20 protein-coding genes are annotated in these 21186 nt (G+C 64.7%); 11 read left to right on the plus strand and 9 right to left on the minus strand.

Going from position 1 to position 21186, the window contains the following annotated elements:
* Positions 1-15: 15 nt before the first annotated feature.
* The gene (xseA, locus tag IG122_RS16675; RefSeq protein ID WP_193185917.1) at positions 16-1614 is read left to right on the plus strand and encodes an exodeoxyribonuclease VII large subunit; all 1599 of its coding nucleotides are present in this window, start codon (positions 16-18) and stop codon (positions 1612-1614) included.
* Positions 1611-2420 carry a M23 family metallopeptidase gene (locus IG122_RS16680; protein ID WP_319024909.1) on the plus strand — a complete coding sequence of 270 codons (810 nt, stop codon included), beginning with the start codon at positions 1611-1613 and terminating at the stop codon, positions 2418-2420. Before xseA ends, IG122_RS16680 begins: the two co-directional genes overlap by 4 nt.
* Here the strand turns inward: IG122_RS16680 and lpxK are convergent.
* From lpxK to IG122_RS16705, 5 genes are all read right to left on the minus strand, one after another.
* A complete protein-coding gene (gene lpxK / locus IG122_RS16685) occupies positions 2410-3381 on the minus strand; it encodes a tetraacyldisaccharide 4'-kinase (protein WP_193185920.1) in 972 nt (323 codons plus the stop codon). The genes IG122_RS16680 and lpxK overlap by 11 nt on opposite strands.
* Positions 3378-4655: a 3-deoxy-D-manno-octulosonic acid transferase gene (locus IG122_RS16690; protein ID WP_193185923.1), complete on the minus strand. Its 1278-nt coding sequence runs from the start codon at positions 4653-4655 to the stop codon at positions 3378-3380. The genes lpxK and IG122_RS16690 overlap by 4 nt, the downstream gene beginning before the upstream one ends.
* On the minus strand, positions 4652-5368 hold the full coding sequence (locus tag IG122_RS16695) for a lysophospholipid acyltransferase family protein (RefSeq protein WP_193185926.1): 717 nt from the start codon (positions 5366-5368) through the stop codon (positions 4652-4654). The genes IG122_RS16690 and IG122_RS16695 overlap by 4 nt, the downstream gene beginning before the upstream one ends.
* Before the next feature lie 117 nt (positions 5369-5485).
* Positions 5486-6535, minus strand: coding sequence for a glycosyltransferase family 4 protein (locus tag IG122_RS16700; RefSeq protein WP_193185929.1), 1050 nt, complete (start codon positions 6533-6535; stop codon positions 5486-5488).
* 12 nt (positions 6536-6547) lie between these two features.
* A complete protein-coding gene (locus IG122_RS16705; RefSeq protein WP_193185932.1) occupies positions 6548-7318 on the minus strand; it encodes a UDP-2,3-diacylglucosamine diphosphatase in 771 nt (256 codons plus the stop codon).
* Between the two features lie 227 nt (positions 7319-7545).
* Here IG122_RS16705 and IG122_RS16710 point away from each other — a divergent pair, with 227 nt between their 5' ends.
* The gene (locus IG122_RS16710; RefSeq protein ID WP_193185935.1) at positions 7546-8529 is read left to right on the plus strand and encodes a diacylglycerol/lipid kinase family protein; all 984 of its coding nucleotides are present in this window, start codon (positions 7546-7548) and stop codon (positions 8527-8529) included.
* On the opposite strand, the gene IG122_RS16715 is transcribed toward IG122_RS16710, so the two are convergent.
* Together IG122_RS16715 and IG122_RS16720 are read right to left on the minus strand one after the other, a co-directional pair.
* Positions 8526-9011: a YHS domain-containing (seleno)protein gene (locus tag IG122_RS16715; RefSeq protein ID WP_193185937.1), complete on the minus strand. Its 486-nt coding sequence runs from the start codon at positions 9009-9011 to the stop codon at positions 8526-8528. The two genes, IG122_RS16710 and IG122_RS16715, sit on opposite strands and share 4 nt — an antisense overlap.
* A 135-nt stretch (positions 9012-9146) precedes the next feature.
* Positions 9147-10493: a TldD/PmbA family protein gene (locus IG122_RS16720; protein ID WP_193185940.1), complete on the minus strand. Its 1347-nt coding sequence runs from the start codon at positions 10491-10493 to the stop codon at positions 9147-9149.
* 169 nt (positions 10494-10662) lie between these two features.
* Here IG122_RS16720 and IG122_RS16725 point away from each other — a divergent pair, with 169 nt between their 5' ends.
* Positions 10663-11217: a hypothetical protein gene (locus tag IG122_RS16725; protein ID WP_193185943.1), complete on the plus strand. Its 555-nt coding sequence runs from the start codon at positions 10663-10665 to the stop codon at positions 11215-11217.
* Position 11218: 1 nt separating this feature from the next.
* Here the strand turns inward: IG122_RS16725 and IG122_RS16730 are convergent, their stop codons facing one another.
* On the minus strand, positions 11219-12727 hold the full coding sequence (locus tag IG122_RS16730) for a UbiD family decarboxylase (RefSeq protein WP_193185947.1): 1509 nt from the start codon (positions 12725-12727) through the stop codon (positions 11219-11221).
* Positions 12728-12891: 164 nt separating this feature from the next.
* Between IG122_RS16730 and IG122_RS16735 the strand changes: the two genes are divergently transcribed.
* From IG122_RS16735 to ppdK, 7 genes are all read left to right on the plus strand, one after another.
* On the plus strand, positions 12892-13266 hold the full coding sequence (locus tag IG122_RS16735) for a DUF4170 domain-containing protein (protein ID WP_193185950.1): 375 nt from the start codon (positions 12892-12894) through the stop codon (positions 13264-13266).
* A gap of 6 nt (positions 13267-13272) precedes the next feature.
* A complete protein-coding gene (locus tag IG122_RS16740; protein WP_193185952.1) occupies positions 13273-13698 on the plus strand; it encodes a hypothetical protein in 426 nt (141 codons plus the stop codon).
* 66 nt (positions 13699-13764) lie between these two features.
* Positions 13765-14190 carry a hypothetical protein gene (locus IG122_RS16745; protein WP_193185956.1) on the plus strand — a complete coding sequence of 142 codons (426 nt, stop codon included), beginning with the start codon at positions 13765-13767 and terminating at the stop codon, positions 14188-14190.
* 224 nt (positions 14191-14414) lie between these two features.
* Positions 14415-14726, plus strand: a complete 312-nt coding sequence (locus tag IG122_RS16750; RefSeq protein WP_193185959.1) for a hypothetical protein — start codon at positions 14415-14417, stop codon at positions 14724-14726.
* Positions 14727-14858: 132 nt separating this feature from the next.
* Positions 14859-15782, plus strand: coding sequence for a glycine--tRNA ligase subunit alpha (locus IG122_RS16755; protein ID WP_193185962.1), 924 nt, complete (start codon positions 14859-14861; stop codon positions 15780-15782).
* Entirely contained in the window at positions 15775-17841 is a 2067-nt protein-coding gene (glyS, locus tag IG122_RS16760; RefSeq protein WP_193185965.1) for a glycine--tRNA ligase subunit beta, read from the plus strand. The genes IG122_RS16755 and glyS overlap by 8 nt, the downstream gene beginning before the upstream one ends.
* 10 nt (positions 17842-17851) lie before the next feature.
* On the plus strand, positions 17852-20506 hold the full coding sequence (ppdK, locus tag IG122_RS16765) for a pyruvate, phosphate dikinase (RefSeq protein WP_193185968.1): 2655 nt from the start codon (positions 17852-17854) through the stop codon (positions 20504-20506).
* A gap of 18 nt (positions 20507-20524) precedes the next feature.
* Here ppdK and IG122_RS16770 read toward each other — a convergent pair whose 3' ends face one another.
* Positions 20525-21106, minus strand: a complete 582-nt coding sequence (locus tag IG122_RS16770; protein ID WP_193185972.1) for a TetR/AcrR family transcriptional regulator — start codon at positions 21104-21106, stop codon at positions 20525-20527.
* Positions 21107-21186: the final 80 nt, after the last annotated feature.

Here is a 21186-nt window from a genome sequence, read left to right on the forward strand (position 1 = left end):
GCATAAATTCCGGGGATGCAAGACGATAGCCCGCAGCCCACCGGCAACATTCCCGAATTCTCCGTCAGCGAGATCTCCAACCAGGTCAAACGGACCGTGGAGGGCGCCTTCGAGCATGTCCGCGTGCGCGGTGAGATCTCGCGTCCGACCCGGGCCGGGTCGGGCCATGTCTATCTCACCCTGAAGGACGAGAAGTCGGTGCTCGACGCGGTCTGCTGGCGCGGCACCGCGGAGAGGCTTTCGATCCGCCCGGAAGAGGGCATGGAGGTGATCTGCACCGGCAAGCTCACGACTTTCCCCGGGCGATCCAAGTACCAGATGGTGATCGAGCAGATGGAGCTCGCCGGCGAGGGCGCGCTCCTGAAGCTGCTGGAGGAGCGCAAGCGCAAGCTCGCCGCTGAGGGCCTCTTCGCCGACGAGCGTAAGCGACCGTTGCCGTTCCTGCCCAAGGTGATCGGCGTCGTCACCTCGCCGACCGGCGCGGTGATCCGGGATATCCTGCATCGCCTTTCGGACCGCTTCCCGACCCATGTGCTGGTCTGGCCGGTACTGGTGCAGGGCGAAAGTGCTAAGGACCAGGTCGCGGCCGCGATCGAGGGCTTCAACCGGATGGCGCCGGACGGACCGGTGCCGCGTCCGGATCTGCTCATCGTGGCGCGCGGTGGCGGCAGCCTCGAGGATCTCTGGGCTTTCAACGAGGAGATCGTGGTGCGCGCGGCGGCGGCGAGCGAGATCCCGCTGATCTCCGCCGTGGGGCACGAGACCGACACCACGCTGATCGATTTTGCTTCGGACAGAAGGGCGCCGACCCCGACGGCGGCGGCCGAGATGGCGGTGCCGGTACGAGCGGAACTGCTCGCCACGCTGATGCAGGACGAGTCGCGGCTCTTCAACGGTCTGCAGCGCAAGCTCGGCGAGGCGGAGACGCGTCTGACCGGGCTTTCCCGCGGGCTCGGCGATCCGCGCTCGATCATCGAGGCGAAGGCGCAGACGGTGGATTACCGCTGGCAGAGTGCGAGCGCCGCGACGGACCGGATGCTTTCACGTCTCGCAGACCGGGTGCGCGATCTGGCATCTCAGATCCCGGAGCCGGCTGCGGAGCTCGGCCGGCTGGAAAACCGCTTCGTGACCGCGCGGCAGCGGATGGATTCGGTGATGGACACGGTCCGGCAGAATGCCGCGAGCGATCTGAGGGCGGCATCGGTACGCCTCCGGCTCGAACCTGTTACCGAGCGGATGGGCCTCGGCGGACGCGACGCGGCGCGCGCATGGAGCCAGATCGAGCGCGCCGTCGACCGTGTCCTCGCCCAGCAGGGCGACCGGCTGACCTCGGTCGGCCGCATCCTCGAGAGCAATTCCTACGAACAGACCTTGAAACGCGGCTTCGCGCTTGTGCGCGATGCTGAGGGAGCGCCCGTTACCAGTGCCGCGGTGCTTTCCGAAGGTGACGGGGTCTCGATCCATTTCGGCGACGGCAGCCGCGATGCTGTCATTGGTGCGGGCGCGACCGACGGAGCGGCTCCGAAGAGCGGGCCCCAGAAACCGGCGGCCGCGAAACCCGCGGCGAAGCCGAAACCGGGAAACACCGATCCGGCCCAGGGGAGTTTGCTGTGATCCGCTTCCTTCTGCTTGCTCTTCTCGTTCTGGCGGCCCGGCCGGCCGGCGCGGTCTCGCTGGAGATGAACGGCGCCTTTACCCAGGGCGGCATCATCATGGGTCGTACGGATCCAGGCGCGACGCTCACACTCGACGGCAAGCCGGTCCGGGTCGGCGCGGACGGTGTGTTCGTGCTGGGCTTCGGGCGCGAGGCGGAACCGAAAGCGGAACTCTCGGTGCGCGGCGCGGACGGCAGCGCGCAGCACCGGACTCTCGAGATCGCGAAACGCGACTACAACATCCAGCGGATCGACGGTCTGCCGCAGAAATATGTCGAGCCGCCGGCCGAGGTTCTGGCCCGCATCAAGCGGGAGAACGAGCAGATCAAGGAGGTTCGGAAGATTGACACCGAACGCGCCTATTTCGCCGACGGCTTCATCTGGCCGGCGAAGGGCCGGATCTCCGGCGTCTATGGCAGCCAGCGCATCCTCAACGGCGAACCTAAATGGCCGCATTTCGGCGTCGATGTCGCGGCGCCCGTCGGCACGCCCGTGGTGGCGCCCGCGGGCGGCATCGTCCGGCTGGCGGAGAAGGATCTCTACTATACCGGCGGCACCGTCATTCTCGACCACGGGCACGGTCTTTCCTCGGCCTTCCTGCATATGCAGGACGTGAATGTGAAGGTTGGTCAGGAACTGAAGCGCGGCGATTCGATGGGCACCATCGGCGCGACTGGCCGGGCGACCGGACCGCATCTCGACTGGCGGATCAACTGGTTCGACGTCCGGGTCGACGCGGCGGTGCTCGTGCCGCCTATGGAGTGACCAGCCGGTCCAGCAGGGCACCGAGAGCTTCCGGATCGTCCCAGACCAGATCCACGTCGACGCGCCGGACCATGAGCCGCAGTTCCTCCGGCAGGCGGACATGGTCCTTCGCCGTGGTCAGCAGCAGCGCGTCCTCTTTCTCCGCACGGGCGATCAGGTCGATCAGATCCTCGCCGCGATAGGGTTCGTGATCGCCGAAGGAACGTGTTTCCAGCAGCTTCACGCCGAGGTCCCTCAGGGTTTCGAAGAACTTTTCCGGTCGCCCGATTCCGGCGAAGGCAATGGCACGCTCGCCCTTGAGGCCAAGCGCCGAGCGCGACGGCGCAAGCCTGCCGCGCAGGACCGGAAGCGTCTTTGAGAGCGGTCCGGCAAGACCCTGTTTGTCTTCTCCGAGCAGGACGGCTGCATCCGCGCGGGCGAGCCCGCCCGCAACCGTTTCCCGCAGCGGACCGGCAGGCATCACGCAACCATTGCCGAAGCCGTAGCCGCCGTCGACGACGAGAATAGCCGCGGATTTCGCAATCGTCGGATTCTGGAAACCGTCATCCATGACGATGACGTCCGCCCCGGCCGCGGCGGCCATATCGGCGCCTTTCGCGCGGTCCCTCGAGATCCAGGTCGGCGCGGCCTCGGCCAGGAGCAGGGGTTCGTCCCCGACATCGGCGGCGCTATGCCGCTCCGGTAGCACCTGAAGCGGCCCGGCGAGGCGGCCGCCGTAACCCCGGCTGAGGAAGGCGACCTTGAGTCCGCGTTTTCCGAGCGCCCGTCCGAGCGAGAGAGCGACGGGCGTCTTGCCGGCACCTCCCGCGACCAGATTGCCGATGCAGATGACCGGAACGGGTGCCCGGTAGGGCCGTGTGGCGGCGGCACGCAGGGCCGCGCCTGCACGGTAGATCCAGGAGGCTGGCGTCAGCAGGGCCGGCAGCAGTCCGCCGCTCCGCCAGAAGCCGGGGGCCCTCACCTTCTTTCTCCATGGGCGTCGACTGCGGCGCAGATGCGCCCGGCCATCTCGTCCGCGATGGCGCCCTGACCTTCGGCGAAGGCTTTCGCGTTGGCGCCGAGTTCGGCCCGCTGCGCATCGTTCTGCAGCAGGTCCCGCAGCCGCCGTCCGAGATCTTTCGCGTCGGCGATCTCGAGCGCGGCCCGTGCGCCGATCATGTCGGTCGCGATGTCCGCGTTCTTCGCCATCAATTGCCCAAACAGCACAGGCTTGGCGAAATGCGCCGGCTCCAGCGGATTGTGCCCGCCGACCGGGATCAGCGACCCACCGACGAAGACCGCGTCCGCCAGCTCGAACAGGGTGCCCATCTCGCCCAACGTGTCGGCGACATAGATCTCGGTTTCCGGAGACGGCAGGGCATTTTGGGAACGGCGGGCACAGCGCAGGCCCTGAGTTTCGAGCGAAGCGGCGATCTCGGCGCCCCGGTTCGGATGACGCGGAGCGATAATTGTCAGCAGATCGGGACGAACTGCGGCGGCGATCCGATGCGCTTCCGCCGCGGCGTCTTCCTCGCCCGCATGGGTGCTGGCGGCAAGGATCACCGGGCGGCCTGCCGCCGCATCTCTCAGTTCTGCGAGGCTTGCCGGGTCGGCCGTCAGCGGCGCGGCGGCGCGCTTGAGGTTCCCGACATATTGCACCGGCGCCCGGGTCAGGCTTTCGAAGCCCGCCTTCTGCGCCGGATTGCTCGCGAGGATGAGCGAGAAATCCGCAAATAGGCGCCTGGTGAAAAGCGAGAGCCGTCGCCACCGCTCGAAGGAACCCTGCGACATCCGGGCATTGGCGAGAATGAGCGGAATTTTCCGCTGTCCCGCCGCGAGCACGAGGTTCGGCCAGAGATCGGATTCGACGAAGATCGCGGCGTCCGGCCTCCAGTGATCGAGGAAAGCGGAGATCCAGGCAGGGTGATCGAGCGGTACGAACTGGTGCATGGCGCGCGACGGGAGCCGGTCGGCCATCAGTCTCGCCGAGGTCAGGGTGCCGCTGGTCAGGAGGACGTTGAGAGCCGGATCGCGGTCGAGCAGACGTTCGATGAGGGCGAGTGCGGTCTGGCACTCACCGACACTGGCGCCATGCACCCAGAAGAGCGGTCCTTCCGGGCGTGCAAGAGACGCTTCCCCGCGCCGCTCGGATATCCGCGCCGGATCCTCCTTGCCGCGGGCAAGACGGCGTCTCAGCAGAAGGTCCAGGACGGGGGACGCGAGACGCATCGCGCCGTTGTAGATCTGGAAAATCATGCCGCGGCCGCCGGATCGGGATCGGCGGGGAGGATGGGTTCGGTGCCGAGCGTCCGGTCCGCTTCCTGGCAGAGATCGTTCAGGCGCTTTTCAAGTTCGAGGCGCAGGGCTTCCAGCGTTTCTTCGTCCGCGTCTCGGGGCACGCTGAGCGGAGCGCCCCAGATATAGACGCCGCGGGTAAAGGGCAGGGCCAGAATGAAGCGGTCCCAGCTGTTCAGCACCCGGCGCCGCCGGACGTTCCAGGTCACCGGATAGATCGGCGCACCGCTCATCCGGGCGAGGGCGATGATGCCGGCGCCGGCGCGCATGCGCGGCCCGCGCGGCCCGTCGGGGGTCAGGCCGACGGCAATACCGTCTTTCAGCGTGCGGAGCATGGCGCGCATGGCCTGCGCCCCGCCTTTGCCTTTCCCGGCCGAACCCTCGATATCGCCGATCCCGAGATGCTCGATGGTGCGCGCGATCAGACGTCCGTCGGGATGTTTCGACTGCAGCATCGCGAAGGGACGGCCTGCTTGCCAGATCTCTGACATCAACATGATGCGATTGTGCCAGAAGGCGCCGATGATGGGACGGTCGCTCGCGAAAACCTCGTCCCGGATCTCTGAATTCAGGACCTGCCAGCGGATGGTGCGCGAGAGCCCCCGGATCAGTGCCGCCAGAAGGCGGCTCGCGACCTCGCGGCCGGTTTCCGTGCGCAACAGTCGCTTCAGCATGCTTTCCGTTCTGGTTCCGGGGCCGGGCCGACCGTTCGGGCAAGGTCGGGCCTTACGGTCACAGGAATGCATACTAGCGCCATGCTGCGGCGCCAAGGTCTTATTGTCCGGGCAGGCTCAGGCGGCGCGGCGTTCCGCGGGGCCGAAGGCGGCCTCTGCGTCTAACGTTGCGAGATTGCCGAGGAACTGTTCGGCACAGGCGCGCCAGCTGAAGCCGAGCGCATAGGCGCGGCAGTCTTCCGGCTTCAGCTCCAGCGCCTTGAGGGTCGCCGCGCGCAGATCCTCCGACAGCACGCCGACTTTCTCCGAGGCGATCACGTCGAGAGGTCCCGGAACAGGGAAGGCGGCGACCGGTACACCCGAGGCGAGCGCCTCCAGCATCACGAGCCCGAACGTATCGGTGCGGCTCGGGAAGACGAAGACGTCCGCGGCAGCATAGTGCCGGGCCAGTTCCTCGCCCTTTTTCGCGCCGACAAAGACGGTATCGGGGAACTTGCGCTTCAGCATCTCCATGTCCGGTCCGTCGCCGACCACGACCTTGCTGCCGGGCAGGTCGAGTTCGAGGAAGGCGGGCAGGTTCTTTTCCACCGCGACCCGGCCTACGAACATGAAGACGGGACGCGCAATGGGTGTAGCGCCGTCGATCGCGTCTTTCGCCTGCGGACGGAACAGCTCGGTGTCCACGCCCCGGCTCCAGTCCTTGATATTGTCGAAGCCGCGCGCCTCGAGATCGGCGCGGATCGATTTGGTCGCCACCATCACACCGGCTGACTTGCCGTGGAAATGGCGCATCACCCTGTAGGTCCAGGCGACCGGGACGCCGAGCCGCGGCTGCACATATTCCGGAAAGCGGGTGTGGTAGGCGGTGGTGAAGGGGAGATTGTTGCGCACGCAATAACGTCGCGCCGTCATGCCGAGCGGGCCCTCCGTGGCGATATGGATTGCGTCCGGCCGGGCGGCCTCGATCATTGCCGGGACCCTGAAGAAAGGCCAGCAGGCGAGGCGGATCTCGGGATAGGTCGGGCAGGGAACGGTCCTGAAGAGATCCGGCGTGATCGTCTCGACCTCGTGGCCCATGGCGCGGAGTTCGCCGATCACCGTATTCAGCGTGCGGACGACGCCGTTCACCTGGGGGAACCAGGCATCCGAGACGAGCAGGATTTTCATGGCGAAGGTCCCTTAGGCGAAGGTGAGATGGCGGATCTCGGCCCAGTTCAGGATTTCCATGCGGCCGTCGTTGTGCTCGACCAGCGCCGTGCAGCTCTCCACCCAGTCGCCGTCGTTGCAGTAGGTGACGCTGCCGATCTGTTTCATCTCGGCCTTGTGGATATGGCCGCAGATGATGCCGTCGACGCCACGCTTCATCGCCTCTTCGGCGAGCGCATGTTCGAAATTGCCGATGAACTCGACCGCCCGCTTGGCCTTGTTCTTGAGGTAGGCCGAAAGCGACCAGTAGGGGTAGCCGAGGAAGCGGCGCACCTGATTGAAGCGGGTGTTGAGCGTGAGGGCGAGGTTGTAGGCGCCGTCGCCGACCAGGGCGAGCCACTTGTTGTACTTCACCACCACGTCGTACTGGTCGCCGTGCAGGATCAGGAAGCGGCGCCCGTCGCGGGTGACATGTATATGCTCGTCGCGGACTTCGATCTGGCCGAAATTCTCGCCGAGGAAGCCGCGGAACATCTCGTCGTGATTGCCCGGTAGGAACATCACCTTGGTGCCCTTGCGCGCCTTGCGCAGCAGCTTCTGCAACACGTCGTTGTGGCTCTGTCTCCAGGCCCAGGAGCGCTTCATGCGCCAGATATCGACGATATCGCCGACCAGGTAGAGATAGTCGGACTCGGTGTGGCGCAGGAAATCGAGAAGATATTCCGCCTGGCACCCCTTGGTCCCGAGATGAATGTCGGAGATCCAGATCGCCCGATAGCGGTCGATGCCTTTCTGACTGTTCATCTCCGTCTTCCATTTCCTTAATTTGGTCAAAATTCCAAGGAAAACTTCAACGCCGTAGTTTATTTGGCGCGATCTATTATGGAGATGCCCATATGTTGTAAAATGAACTTTGTATGAATTCACAAAAGTGAAATAAAAAAAGTTTTTAAATCTGTCGGGATAAGGCGGCAGCTTAATAAAACTGTCATCACACAAGCCGCCGGAAGGCGGAGTCCCGGGGGTTTCATTTGGACCAGTTGACCGGCGAATCGGGCCGGATGCTTGCGGACGGAGCCTCGGGGTCCGTTCCGGAGGGCGGTCGCCGCCACGTGGTCGTCATCTACAATCCGAAAGCGGGGCAGCGGCGCTATCCTCTCTTCTCTGCGGTCATCGCCTGGCTGGAAGCGCGCGGAGTCAAGGTCACGGTCCTGGAGACAGGCGCGCGCGGCGACGCGGAGGCCTTTGCACGCCATGCCCGCCAGCACAGTCTGATGCATACCGAAGACGCACCCGACGCTGTGGTCGCAGCCGGCGGCGACGGGACGATCAACGAAGTGGTGAACGGGATGAGCGGCGGGGACCTGCCGCTCGCCATCCTGCCGCTCGGAACCGCCAACGTGCTGGCTGCCGAGATCGGCCTGGAGGTCAAAGCGGAGGCGATCGCCGATACGATCTGGCGTGGCCCTGCCATCTCGGCGCGGCTCGGCGATGTCAACGGCCACCGGTTTACGCTGATGGCCGGGGTCGGGCTCGACGCCGATGTGGTCGCCAGCGTCGACACGAAGGTGAAAGCCTGGCTCGGCAAGGGGGCCTATGTGCTGACCACCCTGCACCAGCTCGCCACGTACAGGCCGCATTACTACCGGGTTGCCGTCGACGGAGAGACCTACCGGGCCGCCTCGGTGGTGGTGGCCAAGGCGCATTATTACGGCGGCACCTTCATCTGTGCGCCGGACGCCCGGCTCGACGAGGACATGCTTCATGTCTGTCTGTTCGAGCGGGCGGGACGCTGGAACGCGATCCGCTACGCGGCGAACATGATGTCCGGGCGCTTGCCAAAGACCGCCGGGTACCGGATCGTCCGGACCCGGTCGGTTTCGATCTGGGCAGAAGAAGGGGCCTATAGCGGCGATCCGGTGCAGGCTGATGGCGACATCGTCACCAATTTGCCGGCCAGCATCTCGCTGTCTCCCGGTCCGCTGAAACTTGTCGTCCCGGGGCCGGTCGGCTAGCGCGCGCGAATGTCGCGCCAGTTATTCTCCGCGAGGTCGATATAGCCTTCAGGATTGCGCTGCCAGAGTTCGCGCACCTTCTCGTTGCGGCTGAGATAGAGACGCCCGTCGATGATGTCGAAGACTTCCGGGTCCGCGGAATAGAGCTTGCCCTTTGCCACGCCGAACGTGCTGAACCCGCCGAACTGCGGCAGGTAGCGCTCCGGGTTCTTCAGGAACCTGTCGCGATTCTCCGGTGCCGAGAAGAGGAACCGTGCGCCGTCGAACTCGACGGCCAGAGATTCCTCGCCACGGACGGCGGCATAGTCGCTGAAATAGGCGACCGGGTCGTATCCGTTGATGGCGAGCCCGTTGCTGACGCTCAGCGACGGCTCGACCAGCGCGCCATGTTCCTTGGTCTGCGGCTCGCGGGCGACCGCGGCGGCCAGTCCGATGGCAAGGACAACAAGGAACAGTCGCGATAAGCCACGCTTGTAGCTCATCTTGTTACTCCGATAAGAAATTTTCTCGATTGCCGCTGATTTGGGGAGTGGCGGGCCGAATTGCCAATGCTTTCGTTTCACGATCAAGTGAAACAGACTGTCGCCCAAGACGAAACAATCGGGCCTTCGGCTGGATCAGCCGTTCGATCCGGCAAGCGTCAGGCCTTCCACGAGAAGTGTCGGGGCATCGCTGCCGTACTTGAAGGTGAGGTCGCTTGCCGGTTTCAGGTTTCTGAAAATGTCGTTGAGGTGCCCTGCGACGGTGATCTCGGAGACCGGATAGGCAAGCTCGCCGTTCTCGATCCAGAACCCGCCCGCACCCCGACTGTAGTCGCCGGTCACGATACTGACGCTGGAGCCCATCATGTCGGTGACATAGAGACCGGTTCCGATCGACTTGATCAGCTCTTCGGGACTGGTATCGCCCGGTTCGAGATAGAGATTGGTTGCCGACGGGCTCGGCGGGCCGCCGGCGCCGCGCGAGGCCCGGCCGTTGCTTTCGAGGCCGAGTTGGCGGCCGGTCGAGAGATCGAGCAGCCATGTCGAAAGCCGGCCGTCCTCGACAATCATCAGTTTTTCCGAGGCAAGTCCCTCGGCGTCGAACGGGCGGGAGCGGAAGCCCCGGTTGCGCAGCGGGTCGTCGACGATGCGAACGCCATCGGCGAAGATCTGCTCGCCCATCTTGTCCTTCAGGAAACTGGTGCCGCGCGCGATCGACGCACCGTTAATGGCGGAAGAGAGGTGGCCGAGGAAAGAGCGGCTGGTCCGCGGATCGAAGATCACCGGGACGCGCTGGGATTTCGGTCGTTTCGGGTTGAGCCGCTTCACCGTGCGCTCGCCGGCCCGGCGGCCGATCTCGGCCGCATCCTCGAGATCGGCGAAGAACACCTTGGCCGTGTAGTCGTAATCCCGCTCCATGCCCTGGCCCTCGCCCGCGAGCATAACGGCGGAGACGGAGAAGCTGGAGCGGCGGTACTGGCCGGAAAAGCCGTTGCTGGCCGCGACCGCGACCTCGGTCGTGCTCCAGCCGGCATCGCCGCCCTCGGAATTGGTGATGCCCTTTACGGCGAGCCCGGCCTCCTCGGCCTTGGCTGCAAGGTCGGTCAGGTCCTCGGCCGTCGGCTCGTAGGGATCGAACATCTCGATCTCGGGATGGGAGGTCGAGATCTGGCTGGCATCGGCGATCCCGGCATAGGGGTCTTCCGGCGCCACCTTCGCCATCGCGACCGCACGCTCGACAAGCTCGTCGAGCGCGTCCGCCGAGGTGTCCGAACCGGAGACGGAGGCCTGCCGTTTGCCGACAAGAACGCGGAGCCCGATATCGTTGCCTTCCGAGCGCTCGATCGCTTCGGGTTTGCCGAGGCGCTGGGAGACGGAGAGCGAACGTCCGGTGAGATGAACCGCGTCCACCGCGTCGGCGCCGGCCTTCCGTGCCTTCCCGATCAGGCTGTCGAGCAGTTCGAGGCCGCCGATATCAGACATGTCATTCCCACCTACGTCACAGGACCGGCTGTTGACATAGGGCGGATCGGCGACGCGCGCAACCGGACGCGTGCCTCCGAAATGAGATCGATTGTGGCGAGGTCCGTCCTCATCCCGCCAAAGGTCGCGGGCAGAAAGGGGACAATCCGGATCTTTCGAGGAGGAACCGATGAAGCGGATCCTGACTGCCCTTGCCCTTTCCGCAGCCCTGTCGCCGCTGTCTTCCCTAGCGGTCTCGGCGCAGCCCTTCCAGCTCTATGAAGCCGTCGCCGCCGTGCGCGGACAATCCGTACCGAACGACGGTTTCGAGCACAGCCTTGCCAACGAGTACCGGCGTCTCGCGCTCTTCGAGGCGGACGACATGGTGGACTGGATCGATGCAGAGAAGTTCGCGCGGAAGACCCTCGCCTCGGCACGCGGTGAGACCGTGCCGCCCGAACGTTTGGAAGACTGGAAGCTCGGGGAGGCGCAACTGCCGGCCCTCAAATCCTCCCGGCACCGTCTGCTGCGGGCCTTCGAACGCGATGCGCGCATCCTTGCACCCCATGCCTCGGCCCGTGCACAGGCGCAATTCGACTGCTGGGTCGAGCAGGCCGAGGAAGGCCATCAGACGGAACATATCGCGGCCTGCCGCGAGGGGTTCCTCGACGCCATGCTGGAGATCGACGCGACACTGGCGAATTACGAACTCGAGCGGATTGAGCGGGACTATCCGGCGAAATAGGCTACTTCCAGATCGCCTTGCCGCTGCCCGGCAACCCGAGCGAGGACCATTTCCGGTCGACCAGGTCGATGATCTCCTTGTCCATCCGGATCTCCTCGCCCCATTCCCGCTTGGTCTCGGGCGGCCATTTGTTGGTGGCGTCGAGGCCGATCTTGCCGCCGAGGCCTGATTCGGGACTGGCGAAGTCGAGATAGTCGATCGGCGTGTTCTCGATCATCGTCACGTCCCGGACCGGGTCCATGCGGGTGGAGACCGCCCACATCACGTCCTTCCAATCGCGGGCGTTGATGTCGTCATCCACGACGATCAGCCATTTCGTGTACATGAATTGCCGGAGATAGGACCAGGCGCCCATCATCACGCGCTTGGCGTGGCCCGGATAGGCCTTCTTCATGGAAATGACGGCGATCCGGTAGGAGCAGCCCTCCGGCGGCAGCCAGAAATCCACGATCTCCGGAAACTGTTGCTGGATCAGCGGAATGAAGACCTCGTTCAATCCCTCGCCGAGCACGGACGGCTCGTCCGGCGGACGGCCGGTGAAGGTGGTGAGGTAGACCGGATCGCGCCGCATGGTGATGGCGGAGACGTTGAAGACGGGGAACTTCTCGACCGAATTGTAATAGCCGGTGTGGTCGCCGTAAGGCCCCTCGTCGCCATACTCGTCGAGCGAGACATGGCCTTCGATGACGATCTCCGCCTCGGCCGGGACCTTCAGCGGCACCGTCCTGCAATCGACCAGATCGACCTTCTTGCCGCGCAGCAGGCCGGCGAACTGGTATTCGCTGAGCGTGTCCGGCACTGGCGTAACGGCGGCGAGGATGGTTCCGGGATCTGCGCCGATTACCACGGCCGCCGGAAGCGGCTCCGGCTTCTCGTTCTTCCAGCGCTGGTAATGCTGCGCCCCGCCGCGATGCTTCAGCCAGCGCATCAGCGTCCTGTCCCTGCCCAGCACCTGCATGCGGTAGATGCCAAGATTGAAATCGTCTTCCCTGCGTTTGCCCGGCCCCTTGGTCACGACCAGCGGCCAGGTGATCAGCGGCGCCGGCTCTCCCGGCCAGCAGCTCTGGATCGGCAGGCGGGAGAGATCGATCTCGTCTCCCTGCAGCACGACGTCCTGGCACGGCCCGTAGCCGACCGTGCGCGGCTTCATCGCCATCACCGTCTTCAGCAGCGGCAGCATGTCGAGCGCCTCGCGCCAGCCGCCCGGCGGTTCCGGCTGACGCAGGAAAGCCAGCGTCTCGCCGACCTCGCGCAGCTGTTCCGGCTCGCGGTCCATGCCCCAGGCGACCCGCTCGACCGTGCCGAAGAGATTGGCCAGTGCCGGCATCCCGTATTTGCGACCGTCCGGTCCGACGACATTCTCGAACAGCACCGCGGGGCCGTTCTCGGCCAGCAACCGCGTCTGGATCTCGGTCATCTCGAGGATCGGCGAGACCGGCTGGCTCACGCGATGCAGGCGTCCCTTGCTCTCGAGCTGAGCCATGAAATCGCGCAGGGATGAATAGGGCATATGGCACTCCGTCCGTCGGCCGCGTCGCCCGGCCGCCGGTCAGATATAGCGGCGCGAAGTGCCATCGGCCAGCGGGGAGCGCATCCGGACGATGTTGCGCCGCGATTGCGAGCGATTGCCGTCAGGGGTATACCGTCCCCAGAAATTCGGCACGGAGATTCCTCATGGCCTTCTGGGTTATCGGCGGCGAATATACCGACACTTCCTTCACGCATATCAAGGGCGGCGACGCGGAAACCAAGATCGGTCCGTTCCCCGACTACGAGAGCGCGAAGTCAGTCTGGGGCAAGCTTGCCTGGGAACATGTGGACGACGCGCATACTCGCTACCGGATCTGGGACGATGGATCGGAGCAGTTCTGGGTCGTCGGCGGAACCTACAAGTCGACCGATTTCAGCGAGACGATCGACGGTTCGCCGGAAAACCGGATCGGTCCGTTCGACAGCTACGAGGCGGCAAAGGCGGAGTGGCAGAAGCGCGCCTGGGAAAGTGTCGACGACGCGCATACCCGCTACCGCATCGAAAAAGTCAGCGGCTGAGCCATCGTGCCCGAATACGCCCCGCATGGGAATTACGAGATCTGGCTCGACCCGGAACATGATCAGGTGATCCAGGTCGCCGCGTCGGGGTCGGTCAATCTCGAAATGCTGCTGATCCACAATGCCAGGAGCAACGAGATCGTCGAGGGCTTTCGGGGGCAGCCATACGGAATGGTCTGCGATTTCGGCAGTGGCATGATCATGACCCCGGAGGCGGAGGACGCCTGGGTCAGGAGCGCGGCCAGCCGCGTTGCCAGGGGGTGGAGCTGCGTCGCATTCTATTTTGACGAATCCGCCGACTACAAGTCGCTCGTCAAGGCGCAGGTGACACGGGTCTACGAGGGTGTTGGAGTCCCCTGGTTCGAGGCAGCAGACGCAGAGGACGCGATGGCATGGGTCCTCGAACGTCTCGATCACGTGGCGAAAGAATGATTTATTCTAAATACTGAGTTCAGTGATGGTCGCCGCTCCGACATTTGCGGCATTGGAGTCCATGGTTTGCCCGGGTTCAGACAGCATGGAGAGTATCGTCTGGAATGCGACGGCTATATCCTGAAGCTCGACGCATCCGGTCAGGTGAACCAGGAAACCATCGCTGCCTATGCGCGCGACGTGCTGGATCGGATCCGGAGCTTCGAGGGCGAGCCTTTCGCAATCTATTCCGCCTACGATCCCCAGGTTCTTCTGACACATGATGCGGAAGCCACGCTCCGAAACAACATCGGGGCCAGGATAGCGGCCGGAATGTGCGCGGCGGCACTGAATCTCAGCCAATCCGACTATCGGCTCACCGTGGCGGGGCAAATCGGAGGTCTCTACGACGAGTTCGGTCTCCCGTGGCGTGAGTTCGAGAGTTACGAGGAAGCAAAGCCATGGCTCGAAGATCAGATATCGCAAGCCAGCTCGAAGCGCGCTAAGTCCTGATCCAGCTTTTATAATTTGCTCTTGCCGGCACCTCTAAAAATTGTATTGCAATTTTTCGCCTGCCGCTCTCTTTTCTTGAACAAGTTAAGTATAAATGCGGAGGCGCGGGCGTGCGGGACTTTGAACCTCACGGTGATTACCGCATCGAAATGGACGGCCGGATCTTCAAAGTATGTGTTGAAGGAACGGCAAATCGGGAACGTATGGAGGTCTACGCGCGGGACATGGACTCGCGTGTGGATGAATTGCGCGGACAGCCTTTCGCGCAGTATCTCGACTATGTCACCGACGCATTGCTGATCGACGAGTCGATCACGCGCCTGAAAGAGAGCCTTGCGGAGAGGGTGGCAAAGGGAATGTGCGCCATCGCCTTCAATCTGACCAAGGTTACCGCTCCGAGCGTAACCTCCGCGCAGATCAGCGCGATCTACGACGAGATCGGTCTGCCGTGGCTGCAGGTCGAGAATTACTGTGCCGCGCGGTCCTGGCTCCAGGCCCGGATCGAGGACGCGGACCGGGCGGCAGGGCGGCGCTAGGACGCCGAGGCGCCGCGCGGCGGCGTCAAGTTTTCGCAGACACGGATATCCGCCAACTCACCGCTTGCCGTGGCGGTGGCGCTTCCATTACTTTGCCGCACCGCAAAACCCCAATGATGCGAGCGCGTTTACATGTCGACACACGGCGAAGCGGTTCCGCGAACCGACTTTCAGTCTCTGATCCTGACCTTGCAGAGCTATTGGGCCAGCAAGGGATGCGTGATCCTGCAGCCTTACGACATGGAAGTCGGCGCCGGTACCTTCCACCCGGCGACGACGCTGCGCTCGCTCGGTCCGGACGAGATCTGGAAGGCGGCCTATGTGCAGCCCTCCCGCCGTCCGACCGACGGCCGCTATGGCGAGAACCCGAACCGGCTGCAGCATTATTACCAGTTCCAGGTGCTGGTGAAGCCGTCCCCCGCGGACAGCCAGGAGCTCTATCTCGGCTCGCTGAAGGCGATCGGCCTCGACCCGATGGATCATGACATCCGCTTCGTCGAGGACGACTGGGAAAGCCCGACGCTCGGCGCCTGGGGGCTCGGCTGGGAGGTCTGGTGCGACGGGATGGAAATCTCGCAATACACCTATTTCCAGCAGGTCGGCGGCATCGACTGCGATCCGGTTCCGCTGGAGCTGACCTACGGCCTCGAACGCATCGCGACCTACATCCAGGGCGTGGATTCGATCTACGACCTCGACTGGGACGGCGTGCCGAAGGATCAGGGCGGCAAGACCTACGCCGACATCTACAAGCAGGCCGAACGGGAATTCTCCACCTGGAACTTCGAGATCGCGGATACCGAGACCCTGTTCCAGCACTTCAAGGATGCCGAAGCGGAATGCGAGCGCATTCTCTCCGATGACCGGCCGCTGCCGCTTCCGGCCTATGACCAGTGCATGAAAGCGAGCCACGTCTTCAACCTGCTGGACGCGCGCGGCGTGATCAGTGTCACCGAACGCCAGGCCTATATCGGCCGGGTGCGGGCGCTGGCGAAGAGCTGCTGCGAGCGCTGGGTCGAGGCGGGCAAGGCCCAGAAGGAGGCCGCGAATGTCTGAGCTTCTCGTCGAACTGTTCAGCGAGGAAATCCCCGCCCGCATGCAGAAGAAGGCGGCGGACGACCTGCTCCAGCTGCTGACGGACAAGTTGAAGAAGGCCGGTCTCGAATACAGCTCGGCCGTCTCCCACGTGACGCCGCGCCGTCTGGTCGCGGTGATCGACGGCCTGCCGGAGAAGCAGCCGGACACGCGCGAGGAACGCCGCGGCCCGAAGGCGGATGCGCCGGAGAAAGCCCTTGAGGGCTTCCTCGGGTCCGTCGGCCTGACGCTGGAGCAGTGCGAAAAGCGGGAAACCCCGAAAGGAACCTTCCTCTACGCCGTGGTCGAGACCAAAGGCGCGGAGACCAAGGCCGTGCTGCCAGGCATCGTCGCCGATGCGGTGAAGGACTTTGCCTGGCCGAAAAGCATGCGCTGGGGCCGTCACGCCTTCCGCTGGGTCCGCCCGATGCATGGCGTGCTGGCGGTGTTCGGCGGTGAGACGCTCGCGGGCGCGATCGACCTCGGCGGTGGCGAGCTGACCTTCGGCAACCAGACCAAGGGCCATCGTTTCCTTGCGCCGGATGCCTTCACGGTGACGGATTTTGCCGATTACGCGGCCAAACTCCGTGCCGCCTACGTGATCGTCGACCGCGAGGAGCGGAAGCAGATCATCATGGACGGCGCGACCGCGCTGGCCAAGGCAGAGAACCTGACGCTGAAGCCGGATCTGGGCCTGCTCGAGGAGGTCTGCGGTCTCGTCGAATGGCCGGTGCCGGTGATGGGCCGGATCGACGAGGCCTTCATGGATGTGCCCGCGGAAGCGCTGGTCACCTCGATGCGGAGCCATCAGAAATATTTCTCCGCCGAGACCGCCGACGGCAGCCTCGCCGCGCGCTTCATCACCGTTTCCAACATGAAGGCGGACGCGAAGCGCGATGCGACGATCCGGGCCGGCAACGAGAAGGTGCTGCGTGCCCGTCTCTCCGACGCCAAGTTCTTCTGGGACCAGGACCGCGCGGTGAAGCTGGAAAGCCGCCGGGTCAAGCTCTCGGACATCCTGTTCTACCAGAAGCTCGGCACCGTCGCCGACAAGGTCGCGCGGCTGGAAAAGCTGGCCGCCTGGCTCGCGGGTCATGTCCCCGGCGCCGATGCCGGCAAGGCGCGGCGCGCCGCCGCACTCTGCAAGGCGGATCTCGTGACCGAGATGGTCGGCGAGTTCCCGGAGCTGCAGGGCATCATGGGCCGCTATTACGCGCTGCATGACGGCGAGGCGCCGGAAGTGGCCGACGCGATCGCCGATCACTATTCCCCGCAGGGCCCGAACGACCGTTGTCCGACCGCGCCGGAGAGCGTCGTCGTGGCGCTGGCCGACAAGATCGACACGCTCGCCGGTTTCTTTGCCATCGACGAGAAACCGACCGGCTCGAAGGATCCCTTCGCGCTCCGCCGCGCGGCGCTCGGTGTGATCCGGTTGATCGTCGAGAACAAGCTGCGCTTGCCGCTCGGCGAGGCCTTCGCCGAGGCGGCCGGTCTCTATCAGGGGCTAGGGGCGCCGGAGGGCATTCTCGATTTCTTCGCCGACCGTCTGAAGGTGCATCTGCGTGAAGGGGGCGTGCGGCACGATCTCGTTTCCGCGGTCTTCGCCCTCGGCGGTGAGGACGATCTGGTGCGTCTGCTTGCCCGCGTCGAGGCGCTGCAATCGGTGCTCTCCACCGAGGACGGCGCGAACCTGCTCGCGGGCGTGCGCCGGGCCGGCAATATCGTGAAGGCGGAAGAGAAGAAGGACGGCATGTCCTACGACGGCGCTCCGGACGAGGGCCTGCTGGATCAGGCCGAGGAGAAGGCGCTGTCGCAGTCCCTCGTGATCGCCGAGCAAGGTGCCGACAAGGCGCTCGCGGCGGAGGATTTCGAGGGCGCGATGGCGGCGATTGCCGGATTGCGCGGTCCGGTCGACGCTTTCTTCGACAAGGTCACGGTCAATGCCGATGACGCGTCTGTCCGGAAGAACCGGTTGGCGCTTCTGGCCCGGGTCGGGGCGACGGCTAACAGGATTGCGGATTTCTCCCAGATAGAGGGATAGCGACGGCGTGATGGAAAAGTGGATCTACACATTCGGGGAGGGCGCTGCGGAAGGCTCTGCCGGTATGGTGGATCTGCTGGGGACCAAGGGTGCCAATCTCGCCGAGATGAGCGTCATCGGACTGCCGGTGCCACCCGGCTTCACCATCGCGACCGGCGTCTGCGCCTATTATCACAGCCATGACGACAGTTTCCCTCCGGAGCTGGAAGAGGCCGTGCGCGACGCACTCGGCAAGCTCGAGGCGGCCCGAGGGCGGAAGTTCGGCGACCCCGCCAATCCGCTGCTCGTCTCCGTGCGCTCCGGCGGCGCGGCCTCGATGCCGGGAATGATGGATACCGTCCTCAATCTCGGGCTCAACGACGCGGTGGTCGAAGGGCTCGCCGAGAAAACCGGCGACCGCCGCTTCGCCTACGACTGCTACCGTCGTTTCATCCAGATGTATGGCGAGGTGGTACTGGATATCGACAGTTTCCTGTTCGAGGAAACCGGCGACGAGATCAAGGAAGATCATGGGGCGGCCTTCGAGCGGGATCTGACCGCCGACGTCTTTGTGGAAATGGCGCGGCGCTTCAAGGAGATCGTGAAAGCTGAAACCGGCGAACCGTTTCCCGAAACTCCGGAAACACAGCTCTGGGGCGCCATCGGCGGGGTCATCCGTTCGTGGAACAACCAGCGCGCGGTGATCTACCGGACGCTGCACAATATCCCGAGCGATCTCGGCACCGCCGTCACCGTGCAGGCCATGGTGTTCGGCAATCGCGGCGAGCGGAGCGTCACCGGTGTTGCCTTCACCCGCAATCCCTCGACCGGGGTGAAGGAGCCTTACGGGGAATACCTCCCCAATGCGCAGGGCGAGGATGTCGTGGCCGGTCTGCGCACCCCGCTGCCGCTGGTCGAGAGTTCGGCACACGCCGAGGCCGGGGAGGCGGTATCGCTGCAGGAGCATGCACCGGAGCTGTTCGACAACCTGCTGGCGCTCTGCGACCGGCTCGAGCGGCATTACGGCGACGTGCAGGACATCGAATTCACCGTCGAGGAAGGCAAGCTCTTCCTGCTGCAGACGCGGCCGGCCAAGCGCACGGTCGAGGCCGGTCTGAAGATCGCCGTCGACATGCACCGCGAGGGCCTGATCAGCCGCGAGCAGGCGGTAATGCGGGTCAATCCGGACGATCTCGACAGCCTGCTCTATCCCTCTGTCGATCCCGCGGCGAAGGCCCGTCCGATCGCCCGCGGCCTCCCGGCCTCCCCGGGCGCGGCGAGCGGCATTGCGGTGTTCGATCCGGACGACGCGATCCGCCGCGCCCGCGACGGCGAGGACGTGATCCTGGTCCGCAAGGAGACCAGTCCGAACGATATCCACGGCATGCATGCGGCGGTCGGTATCGTCACCGCGCGCGGCGGGCTCACCAGCCACGCGGCGGTGGTTGCGCGCGGCATGGGACGGCCCTGCATCTGCGGCGCCAGCGGCGTGCGGATCGCCTCCGATCTCGCCTCCTTCACCGCCGGCGACGTGACGGTAAGAGACGGCGACGAGATCACCCTCGACGGCACCGGCGGCGGGATCTATCTCGGCCGGATTCCGACCGTTGAGCCGACGCTCTCGGAAGACCTGAGGACCCTGGTCGGCTGGGCGGACGAGATCCGGCACCTCGCCGTCCGGGCCAATGTCGAAACTATGGAAGATGCGAGCGCGGCACGCCGCTATGGTGCCGACGGTATCGGCCTGGTAGCCACCGAGCATACTTTCTTCGCGCCCGCCCGCATCATGACGGTGCGCGAGCTGACGCTGGCGCGCAACGAGCGCGAGCGCCGCCCGTCGCTCGACCGACTGCTGCCGCTGCAGCGCGCCGATTTCACCCGGCTGTTCCGCGAGTTGCGCGGTTTCCCCGTGGCAGTACGCCTGCTCGATCCGCCGCTCGACGAGGTGCTGCCGGAGACCGACAAGGATTATCAGGAGACCTCAGAGGCGCTCGGGCTGCCGGTGGAGGCGGTGCGTAAGAGGGTCGCCGCGGTGCGCCAGATCGTGCCGGTGCTCGGCCATCGCGGCTGCCGCCTCGCGATCTCCTATCCCGAGATCACCGAGATGCAGGTCCGCGCCATGTTCGAGGCGGCGAGCGCGGTGATGCAGGAATTCGGCGAGACCGTGACGCTGGAGATCACCGTACCGCTGGTCGTCGGCAAGCGTGAGTTCGACTTCGTCCGCGTTATCGTCGACCGCGTCGCTGCAGACGTGGAACAGGAGACTGGCTGTACGATCAATTACCTCGTCGGTACCCTGATCGAGCTGCCCCGGGCGGCGCTCCGGGCCGGCGAGATCGCCAAGAGCGCCGACTTCTTCAGCTTCGGCACCGACGACCTGACCCGTACGGTCTTCGGCATGTCGCGCGACGACGCCGATGCGTTCCTGACCACCTACATGAACAATTCCGTCGTCGATCTCGACCCGTTCGTGACCCTCGATATCGAGGGTGTCGGAGAACTGGTGCGGATCGCGACCGAGCGCGGCCGGGCCGAGAACAAGGATTTGCTGATCGGCATTTGCGGCGAGCATGGCGGCGATGCCAAGACCGTCCGGTTCTGCCACTCGATCGGCCTCGATTATGTTTCCTGCGCGCCGAACCGCCTGCCGGTCGCCCGCATCGCCGCCGCTCAGGCCTCGATCTGATCGGCTCAGCCTGAGGCCCTATGCCGGCCAGGCGCGCATCGCCATCTCGACCACCTTCCGGAGCTGTTCGCGGCTGGCGCCGGAACTTGCTTGCACGGACATGCCGTGCTGCACCGTGCTGATGAACTGCGCCAGCACTTCCGGATCGGTCCCGGGTGGCAGACGTCCATCCCGGCACTCCTCTTCGAAGCGTTTCCTGATACGGTCGCTGAAGGCTTCACGGATCTGGACCATCTCCTGGCGTACACGCTCCGTATTGTCGCCGACGGCGAGCGCGCTCTGCACCGCCATACAGCCCAGTGGGTGGCAGTCGTCGGTGAGAATGTCGGCGGAGTCATAGAGCAGCCGCTCGACCATTTCTCGCGCAGTTGGCGCCTTCAGAGCCTCATCGATATAGCGGTTCTTCATGGCCACGTAGCGGGCCACGGATTTCTGAAACAGCTCTTCCTTGTTGCCGAAAGTGGCATAGAGGCTGGGCCGGTTGATGCCCATCACCTCAGTCAGGCGCGAAATTGAGGTGCCCTCGTATCCAGCGCGCCAGAACTCTTCCAGTGCTTTCTCAAGTGCGGCTTCCTCGCAGAATTTGCGCGGCCGGCTCATGATTCTGTTTCCTCCGAAATATTTTTTTGTACCGATTGGTAAGGTGGGGGCTTGAAGGCCCCGTGTCTAGGGTCCATATC

It is taken from the genome of Nisaea sediminum (assembly GCF_014904705.1).
GTDB lineage: Bacteria > Pseudomonadota > Alphaproteobacteria > Thalassobaculales > Thalassobaculaceae > Nisaea > Nisaea sediminum.